Origin of the sequence: Streptomyces hyderabadensis, from assembly GCF_020404845.1 — a bacterium.
In the GTDB taxonomy this organism is placed as follows: domain Bacteria; phylum Actinomycetota; class Actinomycetes; order Streptomycetales; family Streptomycetaceae; genus Streptomyces; species Streptomyces hyderabadensis.
On sequence record NZ_JAIOJZ010000026.1, the window covers coordinates 1 to 18170 of the forward strand.

Genomic DNA, 18170 nt, shown 5'->3' on the forward strand with positions numbered 1-18170 from the left:
GCACCGGAGCGGGCCGAGGAGCCCGTCGAGTCCGTCGAGGCCACCGAGAGCGCCGCGCCCAAGGGGCGCACCCGCCGTCGGGCCACGCGCAGCGTGACCTCGGCCGGAGAGTCGGCCGCCGCGGAGTCCGCCGCCGAGCCGGCCGCGGAAGCGGCCCCCCAGGCCGCCGAGGCGCCCGCTCAGGCGACGCAGGCCGAGGCGGCGGACGAGAGCGCCGCGCCCAAGGGCCGGACCCGTCGTCGTGCCACCCGCCGCGTGTCCGCCCCGGCCGAGTCGGCCGCCGAGGCCGCCGCCGAGGTGAGCGCGCCCGAGGCCGCCGCGGCTCCCGAGGCCGCGAAGCCGGCGAAGACCACCGAGGCCGCCGCGTCCGTGGAGACCGCCGAGTCCGGCGAGGCCGCCGAGTCCGGTGAGGACGCCGCGCCGCGTCGTGCGCGCCGCCGGTCCACCCGCAAGGCCGCCACCGGCTTCGCCGCCCCGGCGCAGACCGCCGCCGCGGCAGCCGAGGAGGCGGAGGCGCCCAAGCGCCCGTCGCGTCCCGCGGTCGCCGTGTTCCAGGCGCCCGTGTTCGCCGAGCCGCAGTTCCAGACGCCCGAGCGGGCCGCGGCCGAGGCCGCCGCTGAGGCGGCCGGTGCCGAGGCGTCCAAGCCGGTCGAGGAGGCGGAGGGCGCGGAGGAGCAGTCCGCCGGAGCGCGCCGCCGCCGCAAGCGCCGGGGCGCCGCCGAGGAGGCCGCCGAGGAGCGGGCCACCGCCGCCGTCACCCGGGACGAGCCCCGGGCCGAGGCCGCCGACACCGACACCGACACCGAGTCCGAGTCCGACGAGTCGGGCGAGGAGCACGACGACGCCGAGGGCTATGAGGAGTCCGGCTCGCGCCGCCGCCGTCGCCGGGGCGGCCGTCGCCGTCGCCGGGGTGACGCCGCCGACGGCGAGCTGTCGGACGGCGAGGGCGAGCACACCGGCGCCGAGCAGGACGACCGGGCCGACCGTGCCGACCAGGACGCCTCGGACACCGCCGAGCAGGCGGAGGAGGACGCCGAGGAGAGCGGCGAGGAGGCCGCCGGCGAGAGCGGCGGTTCCAGCAGCAGCCGGCGCCGCCGTCGCCGTCGCCGCCGGGCCGGGGACGGCTCCGGGGAGGCCGAGTCCTCCTCCGACGACCCCGAGCGCACCGTCGTCAAGGTCCGCGAGCCCCGCCCGAAGCCCGAGCCGTCCGACGAGGTGCAGTCCATCAAGGGCTCGACCCGTCTGGAGGCCAAGAAGCAGCGCCGCCGCGAGGGCCGCGAGCAGGGCCGCCGCCGGGTGCCGATCATCACCGAGGCCGAGTTCCTGGCCCGCCGCGAGGCCGTCGAGCGCGTCATGGTCGTCCGCCAGCACGGCGAGCGCACCCAGATCGGCGTCCTGGAGGACGGGGTGCTCGTCGAGCACTACGTCAACAAGGAGCAGGCCACCTCGTACGTCGGCAACGTCTACCTCGGCAAGGTGCAGAACGTGCTGCCGTCGATGGAGGCCGCCTTCATCGACATCGGCAAGGGCCGCAACGCCGTCCTGTACGCCGGTGAGGTCAACTTCGAGGCGCTGGGCATGGCGAACGGCCCGCGCCGCATCGAGTCCGCGCTCAAGTCCGGCCAGTCCGTCCTCGTGCAGGTCACCAAGGACCCGATCGGCCACAAGGGCGCCCGCCTGACCAGCCAGGTCTCGCTGCCCGGCCGCTACCTGGTGTACGTGCCCGAGGGCTCGATGACCGGCATCAGCCGCAAGCTGCCCGACACCGAGCGCTCCCGCCTCAAGACGATCCTGAAGAAGATCGTCCCCGAGGACGCGGGCGTCATCGTGCGCACCGCCGCCGAGGGCGCCAGCGAGGAGGAGCTGCGCCGCGACGTCGAGCGGCTCCAGGCGCAGTGGGAGGACATCCAGAAGAAGGCCAAGAGCGGCAGCTCCAGCGCCCCCACGCTGCTGTACGGCGAGCCGGACATGACCGTCCGGGTGGTGCGGGACATCTTCAACGAGGACTTCTCCAAGGTCGTCGTCAGCGGCGACGACGCCTGGCAGACCATCCACGGCTACGTCTCCCACGTGGCGCCGGACCTCGCCGAGCGGCTGTCCAAGTGGACCAGCGAGGTCGACGTCTTCGCCACGTACCGGATCGACGAGCAGCTCGCCAAGGCGCTGGACCGCAAGGTCTGGCTGCCCAGCGGCGGTTCGCTGGTGATCGACCGGACCGAGGCGATGGTCGTCATCGACGTCAACACCGGCAAGTTCACCGGTCAGGGCGGCAACCTGGAAGAGACGGTCACCAGGAACAACCTGGAGGCGGCCGAGGAGATCGTGCGCCAGCTCAGGCTGCGCGACCTCGGCGGCATCATCGTCATCGACTTCATCGACATGGTGCTGGAGTCCAACCGGGACCTGGTGCTGCGGCGCCTGCTGGAGTGCCTGGGCCGGGACCGCACCAAGCACCAGGTCGCCGAGGTGACCTCGCTGGGTCTGGTCCAGATGACCCGCAAGCGGGTCGGCCAGGGCCTGCTGGAGTCGTTCTCGGAGACCTGCGTCCACTGCAACGGCCGCGGTGTCATCGTCCACCTCGACCAGCCGACGTCCGCCGCGGGCGGCGGCGGTGGCAAGCGCCGCAAGCGGGCGCGGGCCGGGGCCGAGCAGCCGCACGAGCACGAGGCGGTCGCCGGGGTCGAGACCGGTCCCACGGCGGAGCAGGAGGCCGAGTCCGAGTCCGAGGTCGCCGCCGAGGTGGCCGAGCCGGTAGCCCTCCCGGCGCCCGAGTTCACCCCGGACGAGGAGCTGTACAGCAGCGCCGCCGAGGCCGAGGCCGCCGCCACCCGCGGTCGCGGCCGGCGTCGCGCCAGCCGTCGGGCGTCCGCCCCCGCAGGTGCCCCCAGGGCCGCGAAGGGCGAGGCGGCGAAGGCCGAGGCCGCGCCCGCCGAGGCCGCGCCCGCCGAGACCGCGCCCGCCGAGGTGCCGACGGCGCAGGACGTCACGGTGCAGGAGGAGGTCGAGCGTCCCGTGCGGCGCGAGCCCGCCGCCGAGGTGCTGGCCGAGCCCGCCGCCGTCGAGGACGCCGTCTCCGGCGCCCCGGCACCGGCCCCGGCCGAGGCCCCCGGGCCGGAGGAGGCGGCGCCCAAGGGCCGTACCCGCCGCCGGGCCACCCGTAAGGTGTCCGCGCCCGCCGGTTCGCCCGAGGGCGCCGAGGCCGCCGTGCTGACGGTCCCGGAGACCGCGGCCACGGTGTCCGAGCAGCCCGCGCCCGAGCCGGAGCAGGCACCGGAGGTGGCCCCGGCCGCCGCCGAGGCGGCCGAGAGCGCCGCCCCGGCCCGGCCGCGGCGCCGTGCGGTGCGCAAGCCCACCACGTCCACCGCGTCCGAGGAGGCGGCCGTCGTGGTCGTCCCGTCGGCCACGGCGGAGGAGGCGCCCGAGGCCCGGCCGGAGACCGAGGAGGCCGCCCCGGCCAAGAAGGCGGCGGCCCGCAAGACGGCCAAGAAGGCGACGGCGAAGAAGGCCGCCACCAAGAAGACGGCGACCAAGAAGACGACGACCGCGAAGAAGACCACCGCCAAGAAGGCGGCCAAGACGACGACCGCCAAGAAGGCCACGGCGAAGACCACGGCCAAGAAGACGGCGTCGAAGAAGACCGCGGCGGCCGCCCAGCAGGCGCCGTCCTCGGTCACGGCCGCCACCGACGAGGGCTGATCCGGCGCCTGTCGCCCCACGTGTGGCCCCGTCCGTTCGGATTCCGTTCGGACGGGGCCGCACGTTTCCCCGGACGTTCCCGGGCGCATCATCAACGACAGGCCCCCACCCGCGAGGAGGGAAGATCGCGTGCCGGTACTGACCAGGCTCATCCCCTCGCCGCTCGTCGTGGACGTCCGGCCGGGCGCCCTGGACGACCTGGCGAGTGTCCTCGCGGACCAGCGGATCTCGCAGTCCGGGAAGCTGGCCGTGGCGATCAGCGACGGCTCGGGTGCCCGGCTGCGCAGACGCCTCGAGCCGTCCCTGCCGGGTGCCGACTGGTTCGAGGTCGGCGGCGGCACGATCGACGACGCGGTGCGGCTGGCCGACGGCATGAAGTCGGGGCGCTACGACGCGGTCGTGGGCCTCGGCGGCGGCAAGGTCATCGACTGCGCCAAGTTCGCCGCGGCCCGGGTGGGCCTGCCGATGGTCGCCGTGGCCACCAACCTGTCCCACGACGGCATCTGCTCGCCGGTCTCGATCCTCGACAACGACGCCGGCCGCGGCTCCTACGGCGTGCCCACGCCCATCGCGCTCGTCGTCGACCTCGCGGTGATCCGCGAGGCACCGATCCGGTTCGTGCGCTCCGGGATCGGCGACGCCGTCTCCAACGTCTCCGCGGTCGCCGACTGGGAGCTGTCCCACCGGGTGAACGGCGAGAAGGTCGACGGTCTCGCCGCCGCCCTGGCCCGGCAGGCTGGGGAGGCCGTGCTGCGCCACCCGGGAGGCTGCGGCGACGACGGGTTCCTGACCGTGCTGACCGAGGGCCTGGTGCTGTCCGGGATCGCCATGACCATCGCCGGGCACACCCGACCCTCGTCCGGTGCCTGCCACGAGATCAGCCACGCCCTCGACCTGCTGTACCCCCGGCGGGCGGCCAGCCATGGCGAGCAGGTGGGCATCGGCGCGGCCTTCGCGACGTACCTGCGCGGCGACCGGGAGGGTGCCCTGCTGATGGCGGACACGCTGCGCCGGCACGGGCTGCCGGTGACGGCCGGGGAGATCGGGTTCGGCGACGAGGAGTTCGTGCGGGCCGTGGGGTTCGCGCCGCAGACCCGGCCCGGCCGGTACACGATCCTGGAGCACCTGGACCTGTCGCCCGCGCGGGCGGGGGAGGCGTACGCCGAGTACGTCGCGACGGTCTGCGTCTGACGCCGGGGGACCGGTTTGACCCCTGTCGTGCGGCCCCGTAATCTTGACCGTCGGCGTGTCGACTGGCGCGTCACATCCCCGTAAACCTCTTTCCTTCCGGGTGTGCCCTCGCGGGCTGCGGCCGGGAGAGGCCGTCCGTGTGTCACCGGGCGGCTGGACTGCGGGGGTGCCGTTCCCGAGCGAGAGAGTGAGATCCGCGTGTACGCCATCGTGCGCAGCGGTGGTCGCCAGCACAAGGTTGCTGTCGGCGACATCGTTGAGGTTGACAAGATTTCCACCGCCAAGGTCGGCGACACGGTCGAGCTCTCGACCCTGCTCGTCGTCGACGGCGACGCTGTGACCAGCGACCCGTGGGTGCTGGCCGGCATCAAGGTCCAGGCCGAGGTCGTGGACCACCACAAGGGCCAGAAGATCGACATTCTGCGCTACAAGAACAAGACCGGCTACCGCCGTCGTCAGGGCCACCGCCAGCAGTACACGGCGATCAAGGTCACTGAGATCCCCGCGGCTGCGAAGTAAGGGACTGAGGAGACATGGCACACAAGAAGGGCGCATCGTCCACCCGGAACGGTCGCGACTCGAACGCCCAGCGGCTCGGCGTGAAGCGCTTCGGCGGTCAGGCCGTCAACGCGGGTGAGATCCTGGTCCGCCAGCGCGGCACCCACTTCCACCCGGGCGCCGGCGTCGGCCGGGGCGGCGACGACACGCTGTTCGCCCTGCAGGCCGGTGCGGTGCAGTTCGGCACCCACCGTGGCCGCAAGGTCGTGAACATCGTCCCGGTCGCCTGACCGGACACTTTCGCGAGGCGGGCCTCACTTCCCCCAGGGGAAGCGGGTCCGCCTTTCGCGTGTTACCCAAGAGACATTCCCGCAGTAAGTAGTAACTGGAGGCACATCCCATGACCACCTTCGTGGACCGCGTCGAGCTGCACGTCGCCGCGGGTAACGGAGGCCACGGCTGTGCCTCCGTCCACCGGGAGAAGTTCAAGCCGCTGGGCGGCCCGGACGGCGGCAACGGCGGCCGGGGCGGCGACGTGATCCTCACCGTGGACCAGTCGGTGACCACGCTCCTCGAATACCACCACTCCCCGCACCGCAAGGCCACCAACGGCAAGCCCGGCGAGGGCGGCAACCGCTCCGGCAAGGACGGCCAGGACCTGGTGCTGCCGGTGCCCGACGGCACCGTCGTCCTCGACAAGGCGGGCAACGTGCTCGCCGACCTCGTCGGCCACGGCACCTCCTACGTCGCCGCCCAGGGCGGCCGGGGCGGCCTCGGCAACGCGGCGCTGGCCTCCGCGCGGCGCAAGGCGCCCGGTTTCGCGCTGCTCGGCGAGCCCGGCGACCTCCAGGACGTCCAGCTGGAGCTGAAGACCGTCGCCGACGTGGCACTGGTCGGCTACCCGAGCGCCGGCAAGTCCTCGCTGATCTCCGTGCTGAGCGCGGCCAAGCCGAAGATCGCCGACTACCCCTTCACGACGCTCGTCCCCAACCTCGGCGTGGTGACGGCCGGATCGACCGTGTACACGGTCGCCGACGTCCCCGGGCTCATCCCGGGCGCCAGCCAGGGCAAGGGCCTCGGCCTGGAGTTCCTGCGGCACGTGGAGCGGTGCAGCGTGCTGGTGCACGTCCTGGACACGGCGACGCTGGAGTCCGAGCGCGACCCGCTCTCCGACCTGGACGTCATCGAGGCCGAACTGCGCGAGTACGGCGGCCTGGACAACCGGCCCCGGATCGTCGTCCTCAACAAGATCGACGTGCCCGACGGCAAGGACCTCGCCGAGATGGTCCGGCCGGACCTGGAGGCGCGCGGCTACCGGGTCTTCGAGGTCTCCGCCGTGGCCCACACCGGCCTCAAGGAGCTGTCCTTCGCGCTGGCCGAGCTGGTCGCCAAGGCGCGCGCCGCCCGTCCGAAGGAGGAGGCGACGCGGATCGTCATCCGGCCCAAGGCCGTGGACGACGCGGGCTTCACCGTCACCCGCGAGGAGGACGGCCTGTTCCGGGTGCGCGGCGAGAAGCCCGAACGCTGGGTGCGCCAGACCGACTTCAACAACGACGAGGCCGTCGGGTACCTCGCCGACCGGCTCAACCGCCTCGGTGTCGAGGAGCGGTTGGTGAAGGCGGGCGCCCGCGGCGGCGACGGCGTCGCCATCGGCCCCGAGGACAACGCGGTCGTCTTCGACTGGGAGCCCTCGGTCACGGCGGGCGCCGAGATGCTCGGCCGCCGCGGCGAGGACCACCGCTTCGAGGCACCCCGCCCGGCCGCCCAGCGCCGCCGGGACCGGGAGGCCGAACGGGACGAGGCCCAGCAGGAGTTCGACGGCTTCGAGCCGTTCTGAGGGACGGGACGGGTCCGGGGGTCCTCGACTGGGTGACGCGCACGGGCAACCTTCGTCTGCCGCTGTCAGTCAAACCGGGTGCATTGTCATCTAGGGGGCGATGGCGGCAGACGGCGCCCTGTGAGAGGACCCACGCCAGTGAGGATCGCATTTCTGGTTCGTGACCTGTGTCATATGGGGGGCGTGGTCAGTGCCACCCAGAATCTTGCTGGGGCGCTTGCCGACAAGCACGACGTGGAGATCGTTGCCCTGCGCAAGGTGCGCGACACGTCGCATTTCGCGCTCGACCACCGCGTGAACGTGCGGGCCCTCACCGACCTGCGGGCGCATTCGCCGGCGTACGACGGCGACGATCCGCTGGTGCACGAGTTCCCGGTGCGTTACCCGTATCCGGAGAGCGAGAAGAAGCCGGTGGTCAGCAGGCTCGCGGAGAAACGGCTCTTCTCCTATCTCGCCGACACGGACGCCGACGTGGTGGTCAGTTCCAACCCGCGCATCACCGTGCTGCTGGCCGCGGCGCCGGGCGGTTATCTGAAGGTCGCCCAGGAGCATTCCATGCCCGGGATCTATACGGCGTCAATACGCCGGCTCCTGTTCCAGGAGGCCTATCGGCGACTGGACGCGGTGACCGTGCTCTCGCCCGAGGAGCAGGCGGGGCTCGGCGATCTGGTGCCGGATGTCCGCGACCGGATCCACGTCATGCCGAACTGCATTCCGGACCCCGGCGGCCGGCAGTCCGACGGCAGGAACAAGGTGGTCGTGACCGCGGGTGTCTTCAAGCCGCACAAGAACTTCCTCGGTCTCATCGACGCCTTCGCGACGGTGGCGGAACGCCACTCCGACTGGCAACTGCGGATCTACGGCAGCGGACCGGAGGAAGCGGCCATGCGGCGCAGGATCCAGGAGCAGGGACTGTACAACCACGTCCACCTGATGGGTCCGGCCTTCCCGGTGACCGCCGAGTTCGCCAAGGGGTCGATCTTCGTACTGCCGTCCCTGCGCGAGCCGTTCGGCAACGTGACGGTGGAGGCGATGACCCGGGGGCTGCCGGTGGTCAGCATGGACTGCGATCACGGGCCGCGGAACATCCTCACCCACGGAACGGACGGTCTGCTCGTGCCGCTCGGGGACACCGAGGCCATGGCGGCGGCGATCATCGACCTGATCGAGGACGACGGCCGGCGCCTCGGCATGGGCCGGCAGGCCAGGCTGACCTCGGAGCGGTTCGGTCCGGGCCCGAGCGCCGAGCGGTTCGAGAAGATCCTGTCGGAGGCGGCGGCCATCCGCGAGCTGCCCGGCACGGTCGACTGCGCCGTCCTCGCCGACGGGGACATCCAGCTGGACCTCCGTCCGCCGGAGGGCGAGGACCGGGTCCCGGACGGGCTGTCGCTCCTGTGCCGCGACGTACGCGGCAAGGAGAAGCCCGTAGTGCTCCCCTTCACGGGAGGCACGGCGGTCGTACCGCGCCGCGGCACCCTCGTCGAAGGGCTCTGGGAGTTCGTCGTCTCGGCGGAAGGCCGGGAGAAGCCGCTGCACGCCGAGCACTGCGACTCGGGCAGCCTGGTCGCTCCGGGCTGGGAGGCGGAGACGGCGGGCCTGGAGGTGCTGCTGCCGTACAAGGAGGACGACGGCCGGCTCCGGGTGCGCAGCCGGGTGCGCGTGGAGCACGCCGAGGTGCGCCGGATCGAGGCGGGCGAGCACCAGATCCTCGTGGAGGGTGAGCTGTGGGGCGGCGAGGCCGTCAGCACGGACGACGCCGTCACGGCCGTCCACCGGAGCGACAAGCACCGGGTGCTGTCCTTCCCCGTCGTATGGACGGACGGGGTGCGTTTCCGCTGCGAGATCGCGCTGGAGGCACTCGTCGCCGCGCACGGCGAGGAGAAGGAGGAGGTCTGGGACTTCTGGATACAGCACGCAGGAGGAGACCCGGCCCAGATCGGAAAGCTGGTGACCGACGTCCTGGAGCCGCAGAAGGTCTTCCGCTACCCGCGTCCCGTGCGAGAGCGCGTCCCCTCCGCGGTGGTGAGCGGACCTCGCACCGGTCGGAGGTTCCTGCTGGGCGACCGCGGTACGCGAACCCTCGCCACGCCCACCAGGGTGGAGATCCGGCCCTACTACACGACCACCGCGCAACTGGCCTTCAAGACGGTCACGCTCTGACCCCCGCCCACGGGTCACAGGGGTGAGCCCCGGAGGAGACGTCCTCCGGGGCTCACCCCTGTGACACCGCCGTGTCGGCGGGATCAGACCTCGCGGGCCTGCTCCAGCATCCGGTCCACGACCCGGGCCGCGGCGTGGCCGTCGTCGAGATCGCAGAACAGCTCATGGAAGCGCTGGTAGCGGTCCGCGTAGTCGGCGGAGACCTTGTCGATGTCGCACAGGGCGCTGACCAGCTCTTCCGACGTCCGGATCAGCGGGCCCGGCGCGTCCTTCTCGAAGTCGAAGTAGAAGCCGCGCAGCTTGTCCCGGTAGTGCTCCAGGTCGTACGTGAAGAACAGCATGGGGCGCTTCAGGTGCGCGTAGTCGAACATCACCGACGAGTAGTCCGTCACCATCACGTCGGCGATCAGGTACAGATCCGCGATGTCGGGGTACTCCGAGACGTCGTGGACGAAGCCGTTGCCCGAGCCGGGGATGCTGTCCACGACGTTGGAGTGCCGGCGGATCAGCAGCACGTGGTCGTCACCGAGCCGTGCGCGGGCGTCTTCCACGTCGAGGCGGAGATCGAACTTGAACTGCCCCCGCCGGTGCGACAGGTCGTCCCGCCACGTCGGTGCGTAGAGGATCACCCGCTTGTCCGACGGCAGACCGAGGCGCTCCTTGATCTCCTTGGCCCGCTGGGCGAGATCGGGCGCGTAGAGGTAGTCGTTGCGCGGGTAGCCGGTCTCGATGATCTTCCCGTCGAATCCCATGGCGCGCTTGAGGATCGGCGTGCTGAAGCGGTTGGAGGACACCAGCATCGTCCAGTTGCGGGCCTCCTGGATGAGCCGCTCGTGGTACTGGGGGTCGAACTTCGGCGCCTCGATGTCCAGGCCGATCTTCTTGAGCATGGTTCCGTGCCACGTCTGCACGATCACCTGGCCGGGACGGCGCTCCATCCAGTGCGGCAGGTGGGCGTTGGTGACGATGTAGCGGCAGCGGGCCAGGGCCTCGTACCACTCCGTGCTCCAGAACCGGACCTTCTGCGCCGTGTCGGGCAGGTCCACCTGACCGTCCCGGACCAGCCACAGGTACTCGAGGTCGGCGCCCCGGCGCAGCAGCTCCTCGTGCATGGCGCGCGGGGAGTCCGAGTACTGCTTGCCGTTGTAGCTGATGAACAGCACCGCGTCGCGCAGCGGCTTGCTCCGGCCCGCCTCGTACACGTCCCTGCGCAGCCGCTCCTGGCGGTAGGCACCACGCTCCAGAATGGACAGGTCGGACGGGCAGTGCAGCTGCGGGAAGTCGTGCCAGCGGGCCTCGAACTCGTACTCCCGGTCCTTGGCGGCGCCGCGCACGGGGAACTTGTCCACGGCCAGCCGGTCGATGACGAACGGCACGTCCTCACCGTCGGCGAGGCGCAGGAAGAAGTTCCAGCGTCCGCTCTTGAGAGGCAGCGTCCCGTTGGGGCCGGACATGGTCGCCGGGGTGAACTCGGCGCGGAACGACCCGTCCGGCGAGGCGTGCAGGGGCACGGTCTTCTCGTCGAACCGGTCCCGGGCCTTGACCACGAATGCCGCACCGTCGATGTCGGCGAGGGTCGTGCCGTGCACGACGTAACGGTCCCCGGCCCACTGCACATCGGTGATCTTCGCCTGCAGCGGACGGCCGGAGAACTTGAGATAGCCGTTGTGTCCCGAGACCAGGGCGATCTCGTTGCGGTCGGCGCCCTCGGCGAGGGATGCCGGCAGCCGCACCTGGCGGTCCGCCAGGCCCTCGCGGGAGACGGTAGAGAAGCGGCGCTCGCTTCCGTCGGGGGACACCGCCACCAGCTGCGTGCTCCAGTTGCGGCGCGAGGCCGCCGCGGGGTTGGCACCGCCGGCGGCGTTCTCCTCCTTCACGACGTCCTGGTGCTCGGGCAGCAGCGCGATGTCGCGCATGGGCACCCGCACCGTGAACGGCGTGTGCGCACCGGTGGCCGCGCTGAGGACGACGGGGTAGTGCAGCCGCTCGCCGCTCTTGCGGTTGGTGACGCGCAGCAGGACGTTCTCGCCCGCGTCGAGGGGTACGCGTATCTCACCGTCGATCTCGATGTCCGTGCCGATGGCGCGGTGGTCGGTGATCAGCGCGCGGACCCGCTCGATGGTGAGCCGCAGCGCACCCTTCTCCGGCGTGGGCAGCAGACGGTAGTTGTCGTCCAGCCACTGGTACGGGGGGTGGTTGGCACGCGTCGGTCCCTTCACCTGGACCGAGCGCTTGCGGACGAGCCCCGCGGTGGTGATGCCGATGCCGACGCGCCAGGTGCCCTCTTCCCACTGAGAGCCTCTGCGCAGCTTGGCCGGATCGAGATCGACCTCCCAGCCCGACCAGTCGAAGTTGGTGTGCCGCCGGCCGGACAGCGACGTGGCTTCCGGGACATGGGTGTTGCGCAGCGGAAGCACGGTCATCCTGCGGGAGCCGTCCTTCTTCAGCACGAGGATCTTGACCGCGCTGCGCTTGTGCGACTGGTCGATCTGGCTGATCCAGGCGTGCCCGGCCAGGTGCAGCTTGCCGTTGTCCCAGCGCAGGTCCTGGAGCGGCGCCTGCAGTTTGAGGTCGGGGTCGATGCGGCGGGCCTTCTTCGGCAGGTGGGCGGAGGCCGACTCCAGGACCGGGTAGGTGACGTACTTGCGGATGAACCCGTCGATCTCCACCGGGTCGCCGCGCCGCTCCGCCCTGAGCATGTCCACGATCTCGTCCACCGCGTGCTTGCGGACGAGCAGCCACTTGATGCGGGCGGCCGTCGGCAGGTCCATGACTACCTGGGGGTCGACCTGGTCCAGGTACTTGTTGATGACCCGCAGGAATTCGGCGCGGAACTCCTCGTCGCCGTCCGGCAGGACGTTCAGGAAGATCCGCAGGTCGCCGGTGAGGGCGGTGCGGTCGTAGGCGCGCTTCAGCTCGGCGCTCACCTCACCCGGCTGGGAGGCGAAGAAGCGGCTGACCGACTCCACGGCCGCGGCACGGTCCCGCACGGCCTTCGGCTCGGTCCGGCGCTGGGTGATGGACGGCGCGGCCTCGCCTTCCCGCAGCCGCCAGTAGTACGTGGGCTCGCTGATGATGTCCACGCCTTCGGCGAGGAACTGCGCCGGGAGGATCACCGGGACGTCCTCGTAGAGCACGCCCTCGGGGAAGGAGAGCCCGTGCTTCTCCCAGAACGAGCGGCGGAACACCTTGTTGCAGGCTATTCGGTCCGTCAGCAGTTTCCGGTTCCGCGAGACGTGGGTCCCCTTGACCGCGCCGCCCGCGAGGATCCGGTGCATGGGCGACTGCCAGATCTTGGTGCTGTTGATGTGCTGGACATTGCCCGTGACGAAGTCCGAACCGCTCTCGTCGAGGCTGTCCACCATGAGCCGGTAGGCGTTCGGAGGGATCATGTCATCGCTGTCCACGAAAGCGATGTACTCGGACTCGGGCGCCAGCCGCGTCAGTCCGGTGTTCCGCGCGGCACCCAGCCCCGCGTTCTCCTTGCGGATGAGCTTGAAACGCGGGTCGCGGGCCTGGTAATCCGCCGCGATCGAGGCCGAGCTGTCCGGCGAACCGTCGTCCACCATCAGGACTTCGAGGTCGCGGAAGGTCTGCGCCGCCAAGGAGTCCAGACAGGCGGGGAGGTACTGCTCCACGTTGTAGATGGGGACGATGACACTGAGCCGAGGGGCCATGGCTTGGTGATCTCCTTTCGGGGTCAGGCCCGCTCGACCAGTTCGAGCGCCTGGGCAGGGGTCGGGGCATGGTGGCGTTCGTCGAACGGGACGATGGGCGGCAGGCTCGTTTCACCGAGGAAGACGCGTCGCACCACCCGTTCGGCTGCGTGTCCGTCGTCGAATTCGCAGAAACGCCGGCGGAAGGTGTCCCGGCGCTCGGTCGTCTCCGGGCTGTCGTACGCGCCGGAGGCGAGCAGTTGCAGCAGCTCCGTCTGCCTGGTGGCCACCGCACCGGGCGGTTCCTGGAGCAGGTCGAAGTAGGTGCCGCGCACCGCCGAGTAGACGTCCCAGTCGGGGACGTAGCTGATGATCGGGCGGTCCAGGACGGCGTAGTCGAACATCGCCGAGGAGTAGTCCGTGATCAGGGCGTCGGCCGCGAGGTACAGCTCCTCGACCCGGGGGTGGCCGGAGACGTCGACGATGCGGCCGGTGCGGCGCAGTTCGTTCACGTGCGGGGAGTTGCCGTAGAAGTAGTGGCCGCGCACCAGCAGGGTCACGTCGGGCCCCAGTTCGCGGGCGAACCTGCCCAGGTCCAGGGGCGGGGTGAAGCCCGGCTGGTACTCGCGGTGCGTCGGCATGTACAGGAACGCCTTGGTGCCGTCGGCCAGGCCGAGCGCGGCGCGGGCCGCGCGCACCTCCTCGGAGCCGGCGTTGACGAGGACGTCGTTGCGCGGGTAGCCGGTCTCCAGCGTGGTGTACGAGCAGGGGTAGACCCGCTCCCAGATCACGGTCGAGAAATGGTTGGCGCTGATGCTGTAGTCCCAGCGGTCGCACCGCTCAAGGAGCTTCGCGAAGTCCATGTCGGTGGAGGCCGGGAACTTCTGCTGGTCCAGGCCCATGGTCTTCAGCGGGGTGCCGTGGTGGGTCTGCAGATGGACCTGGCCCTCCCGCTTCACCACGGAGTCCGCGAAGTTCACGTTGTTCACCAGGTACTTGGCGCGGGCCACGGCCGCCCAGTACTCGCGCGAGCCCACCCGCACGACCCGCACGCCCTTGGGTACCTGGCCCGCGTTCTCCGCGCGGACCGCCCACACACGGCGCATGTGCGGAGCCAGCCGGGCCAGTTCGGCGTCGATGGCGGCAGGGTTGCAGGAGACGCTGCGGCTCCAGTAGGCGGAGAACAGCACCAGGTTGTCGTCCAGCGGCAGCCTGAGCTGGGACTGGTAGAAGGCGCCCATCGCGCCGCGCTTGGACCGGTTGATCGCGGTGCGGGCACGGCTCTTGACCCGCTGGCGGACCTTCACGGCCGTCAGGGCGCTGACCATGGTCGTGTACGCGTCGCGCTCCAGCATCCCGTACTTGCGGCCGCGGCCCCCGGCCGGCCGGGTGAAGCCCTTGGGCAGGCGGGCGCGGTAGTCCCTGGAGGCACGGTGGAAGAACTCCGCCCGCGCGTCCTGCGGCAGGCGGCCCGGCCGCTCCAGGACGGTCAGGTAGTGGTCCACCATCTTGCGGAACAACGGGCCGCGCCACTCGGCCAGTTCCTCGTGCGCGTCGAGGTAGTCGAACACTCGCTGGTACTGGTCGAAGACGTCGAAGTGCTTGCGGCTGACCGTCTTGAGGATGTTGCCGCCCTCGCGGCGCTGCCGGTAGCGCACACAGACCCGGTCCAGCAGGGCGATCCGCTCGGCGCTGATCAGGGAGCAGAACGTCCAGGGGGCGTCCTCGTAGTACCCGGGCGGGAAGGTGAGTCCGGTCCGGGTGACGAAGTCGCGCCGGTAGGCCTTGTTCCAGACGATCTGCAGCAGGTCGAGCAACTGGGGGCGCTCGGCCAGGGAGAAGACGTCCGGGCCCTCCTCCTTGAGCAGGTCGGCCCGCAGATTCGGGCGCACCCTGCCGTCCCAGTAGGTACGCACGTAGTCGAAGATGAGGATCTCGGGATTGTCCGTCGCCTCGAGCCGGTTGCAAATGGCCGACAAGGCACCGTCGGACAACGTGTCGTCACTGTCCAGGAACAACACGTAGTCACCCGTGGCCTTTTCCAGCCCCGCGTTGCGCGCACGCCCCAGGCCCACGTTTTCCGTGAGGTGAATCACATGAATCCGGGTGTCCCGTTTCGCGTACTCGTCGAGAATTGCCCCTGACCCGTCCGGCGAGCAGTCGTCGACCGCGATGATCTCGAAGTCCGTGCAGTCCTGCCCGAGTACGGAGTCAAGGCACTCGGGTAGATAGCCCTGCACCTTGTACACGGGGACAACGAGAGAGAGCTTGGGCATCCTTACAACCTGTTCCGAGAACCGACCACGGGACCGCGGGCTGGGGCCGGTCGCACTCCGGGCGTCGTTGGGGCCGTGAGCCGCCGTGGGGCCTGGAGTGCGCCGCCGCATCAGCGTAAAGGATTCACGCGGAGTTTCCGCTGGCACGGTAGTCGGCCCGTCTGTGTGCTGTCACCGCGGGAAATGCCCGGAGCGAGACGCCCGAATCCATGGTTGTGAAGTAACTGGAGAACTTCCTCACATTCGCCTTGCTTGTCCCCTACCTTGGCTTCTGTCGGTTTCTGCGCCATGTGCCCGACTCGAATTTCCGGCACGCGGGGACGAGCCGGCCCCCGGTGCCGAAGACCTGGGAGACATGAGGACGAGCTGGCTGGTCACGGGCGGAGCCCGGTACATCGGAGCGCATGCGGTGCGCGCCCTGGCCGCCGGAGGTGAACGCGTGGTCGGGTGCGACGACCTGTCGACCGGCAGCGCCGACCGCGTGCCCGACGGGGCGGCGCTGGTCGTCGGCAGCGTGCTGGACCGGGCGGCGCTGGAGGGCGCGATTCGTGACCATGCTGTGACAGGTGTGGTGCACATCGCAGCCCGCGCCGCGCCCCGCGCTACTTGTACGTCGCGGGCGCGGCCACCCCGAGCCCGGCCGGATCAGGCCCCGGCGCGGGGCCTGCCGCGGCTGTCCTCGGGCAGCGGCGCGGGCTGCTGCCGCGGGCCGGGGACGGGCAGCTCCGCGGCGACCCGCTCCGCCATCCTGGCCCGGTGCCGCACCGCGGCCGCGCACAGGTCCCGCACCGCGGCGGCGAAGCGCTCCTGGGACGCCGGTTCGGCCGGGCCCAGCAGCCGCAGGGCCAACGCGGCACGCTCCCCGGCCAGTTCGTCCCGCTCCGGATGGCGCACCGCCGTCAGCAGGGCCGGCACCCCGGACGCGTCCGGAGCCAGCACGGTCGCCGCCGCCACCGTCGGGAAGGACTTGCGGAACACGTCCTCGGCCAGCGTGCTGGTGTTGGCGACCGCGTACGGCTTGCCGCTCGCCAGGAAGTCGCTGATCACGCTCGACACATCGCTGATCAGCAGGTCGGCCCGGTTGAAGCAGGCGTACAGCGCGGGCCGGGCGTCCGTGACGACCTGGTGCTCCCACTCGGGCAGCGACGCCCAGTACGCCTCCTCCCACGCGTCCTGGGCCCGCCGTACCGCCGCCGCCCGCCCGGGTTCCGGGTCCGGCTGCCGCAGCATCCGCTCCGCCTGGTCCGCCGCCGGGCGGAAACCGGCCGCGGTGAGCCGGTCCAGCTCCGCCGCCCGCCGGGCCAGGCCGGCGGCCGCCGACGCGTCGGGGCGGGGCCCGCCCCGGGCCCGGTTCGCCGTCCGCACCAGCTCGCGGATGCGCAGATCGGCGGCCCGGGCCCGCGGGTCCACCGACCCGGTCAGCGGATGCGGCTTGTACAGCAGCCGTACGCCCGGGTCGGCGAGCAGTGCCCGCACCAGGTTCTCCCCGGCCTCGACCACCGAGGTGTTGCCCGGGTTGCCGTCCCAGCCCTCCCAGGTCGGCGCGTACAGGACGGTCGTGAACGCCCCGGGCGCGGGCGGCCCCGCGTACGGCCGTACGGCGTCCAGCTGCGGGCGGCCGATCTCCACCACGTCCTTGTCCTCGACGCCGACCTCCGCCAGCGCGTACCGCTCGCGCGCCGCCGGGCCCGCCACCCACACCTCGTCGTAGGCCTTCGCGTACGGGTTGCAGGAGGACAGCTTGTCGCTCTCGCCGTGGTTGACGAAGGCGTGCTTGATGGTCGGGATCCGCAGGACCTGGGAGGTCTTCCCGGAGTTGGAGGGGTGGAGGAGGACACGGAGCGTCGAGTGCTCCAGGCGCATCAGCGTCGACACCTTGGGCAGGCACACCACCGGGATGTCGGTCGCCGCGATCCGCTGCACCATGTGCCGCTCCCGCAGCACGATCACCGGCCGCCCGTCCAGCCGCGCCAGCGGCTCCAGCCACATGTTCGCCTGGTACGCCGAGGACGCCCCGCCCGAGAAGTAGAGGCCGACGGTGGGCCGGTACCGGGTCAGCCACGCCTCGAACCAGTCGAGCACCTCCTGCTCGCCCGCGGGCCGGCGCCCCGGCAGCAGCCGCAGCAGCAGCGCGCCCAGACCCGTCAGCGCCAGCGCCAGGGACAGCGCGAGCCCGCCCGCCCCGTACACCGGCGCGTCGGTCGCCGCCGTCGCCAGCAGCCCGGCCGTCGCGGGCAGCCCGAAGACCGCCAGCCGGTGCCCGGGGCGGCGCAGCAGCACCGGGGGCGCCGGGGACAGCCGCAGCGCCGAGGCGTCGATGTTCCGAGTCACCACGGGCAGCGTCCGGGTGCGCCGGACCAGGACGGAGACCGCCTGGATCGCCCAGTGCAGCGCGTAGAAGACGAGCAGCCCGGCGACCAGCGGCGCGTACGCCCCCTCGCGGTGCTGCTCGCCCAGGCGCAGCAGGCCCACCACCAGCAGCAGGTCGCGCAGCACGTGACGGACGGTGACGTCGGCGTGCGACTTGGCGAACAGCGACACCATGCCCCGCTGCCACCGGTACAGCACCCCCTCGGCGGCCAGCGAGGCGGCACTCGCCGCGAGCAGCAGCGGCACGTGCGGCAGCAGTGCGCCGAGGGCCTGGGCGGCGAAGGCGGTCGCCAGCCCGCCCAGGACGAGCAGCTTCACGGCGGTCCGCCGCCCGGGCGGGCGGGGGAGACGGCGGCGGGGCAGGGGTAGGGGCACTGCGGTCGCTCCAGGCTCGTCGCGCATCGGACAACCGGGTTAACGCCCGGTGACCGCCGGACGACACGCGCGTGTTGCCCACCGGGCCCCGCACGGCTCGGAGCCGACCGG

9 protein-coding genes are annotated in these 18170 nt (G+C 71.6%); 7 read left to right on the forward strand and 2 right to left on the reverse strand.

Annotated elements, in window-relative coordinates:
• The 6 genes from K7854_RS20650 to K7854_RS20675 all read left to right on the forward strand — a co-directional run.
• Positions 1-3696, forward strand: a 3696-nt coding sequence (locus tag K7854_RS20650) for an Rne/Rng family ribonuclease (RefSeq protein ID WP_226028028.1), incomplete at its 5' end; no start/stop codon positions are given.
• Between the two features lie 129 nt (positions 3697-3825).
• On the forward strand, positions 3826-4887 hold the full coding sequence (locus K7854_RS20655) for an iron-containing alcohol dehydrogenase family protein (RefSeq protein WP_226028029.1): 1062 nt from the start codon (positions 3826-3828) through the stop codon (positions 4885-4887).
• Between the two features lie 198 nt (positions 4888-5085).
• Positions 5086-5406 carry a 50S ribosomal protein L21 gene (rplU, locus tag K7854_RS20660; RefSeq protein WP_004931419.1) on the forward strand — a complete coding sequence of 107 codons (321 nt, stop codon included), beginning with the start codon at positions 5086-5088 and terminating at the stop codon, positions 5404-5406.
• 14 nt (positions 5407-5420) lie between these two features.
• Positions 5421-5675, forward strand: a complete 255-nt coding sequence (rpmA, locus tag K7854_RS20665; protein ID WP_003976205.1) for a 50S ribosomal protein L27 — start codon at positions 5421-5423, stop codon at positions 5673-5675.
• A 110-nt stretch (positions 5676-5785) separates the two neighbouring features.
• Positions 5786-7222 carry a GTPase ObgE gene (gene obgE / locus K7854_RS20670; RefSeq protein WP_226028030.1) on the forward strand — a complete coding sequence of 479 codons (1437 nt, stop codon included), beginning with the start codon at positions 5786-5788 and terminating at the stop codon, positions 7220-7222.
• A gap of 174 nt (positions 7223-7396) precedes the next feature.
• Positions 7397-9382, forward strand: a complete 1986-nt coding sequence (locus K7854_RS20675; RefSeq protein ID WP_226028031.1) for a glycosyltransferase — start codon at positions 7397-7399, stop codon at positions 9380-9382.
• A gap of 83 nt (positions 9383-9465) precedes the next feature.
• Here K7854_RS20675 and K7854_RS20680 read toward each other — a convergent pair whose 3' ends face one another.
• Positions 9466-13059, reverse strand: a complete 3594-nt coding sequence (locus tag K7854_RS20680) for a bifunctional glycosyltransferase/CDP-glycerol:glycerophosphate glycerophosphotransferase (protein WP_226028032.1) — start codon at positions 13057-13059, stop codon at positions 9466-9468.
• 23 nt (positions 13060-13082) lie between these two features.
• Positions 13083-15314, reverse strand: a complete 2232-nt coding sequence (locus K7854_RS20685; RefSeq protein WP_226028033.1) for a bifunctional glycosyltransferase/CDP-glycerol:glycerophosphate glycerophosphotransferase — start codon at positions 15312-15314, stop codon at positions 13083-13085.
• A 355-nt stretch (positions 15315-15669) separates the two neighbouring features.
• Here K7854_RS20685 and K7854_RS37685 point away from each other — a divergent pair, with 355 nt between their 5' ends.
• Positions 15670-17025, forward strand: a complete 1356-nt coding sequence (locus K7854_RS37685; protein WP_308112549.1) for an NAD-dependent epimerase/dehydratase family protein — start codon at positions 15670-15672, stop codon at positions 17023-17025.
• Positions 17026-18170 lie beyond the last annotated feature (1145 nt).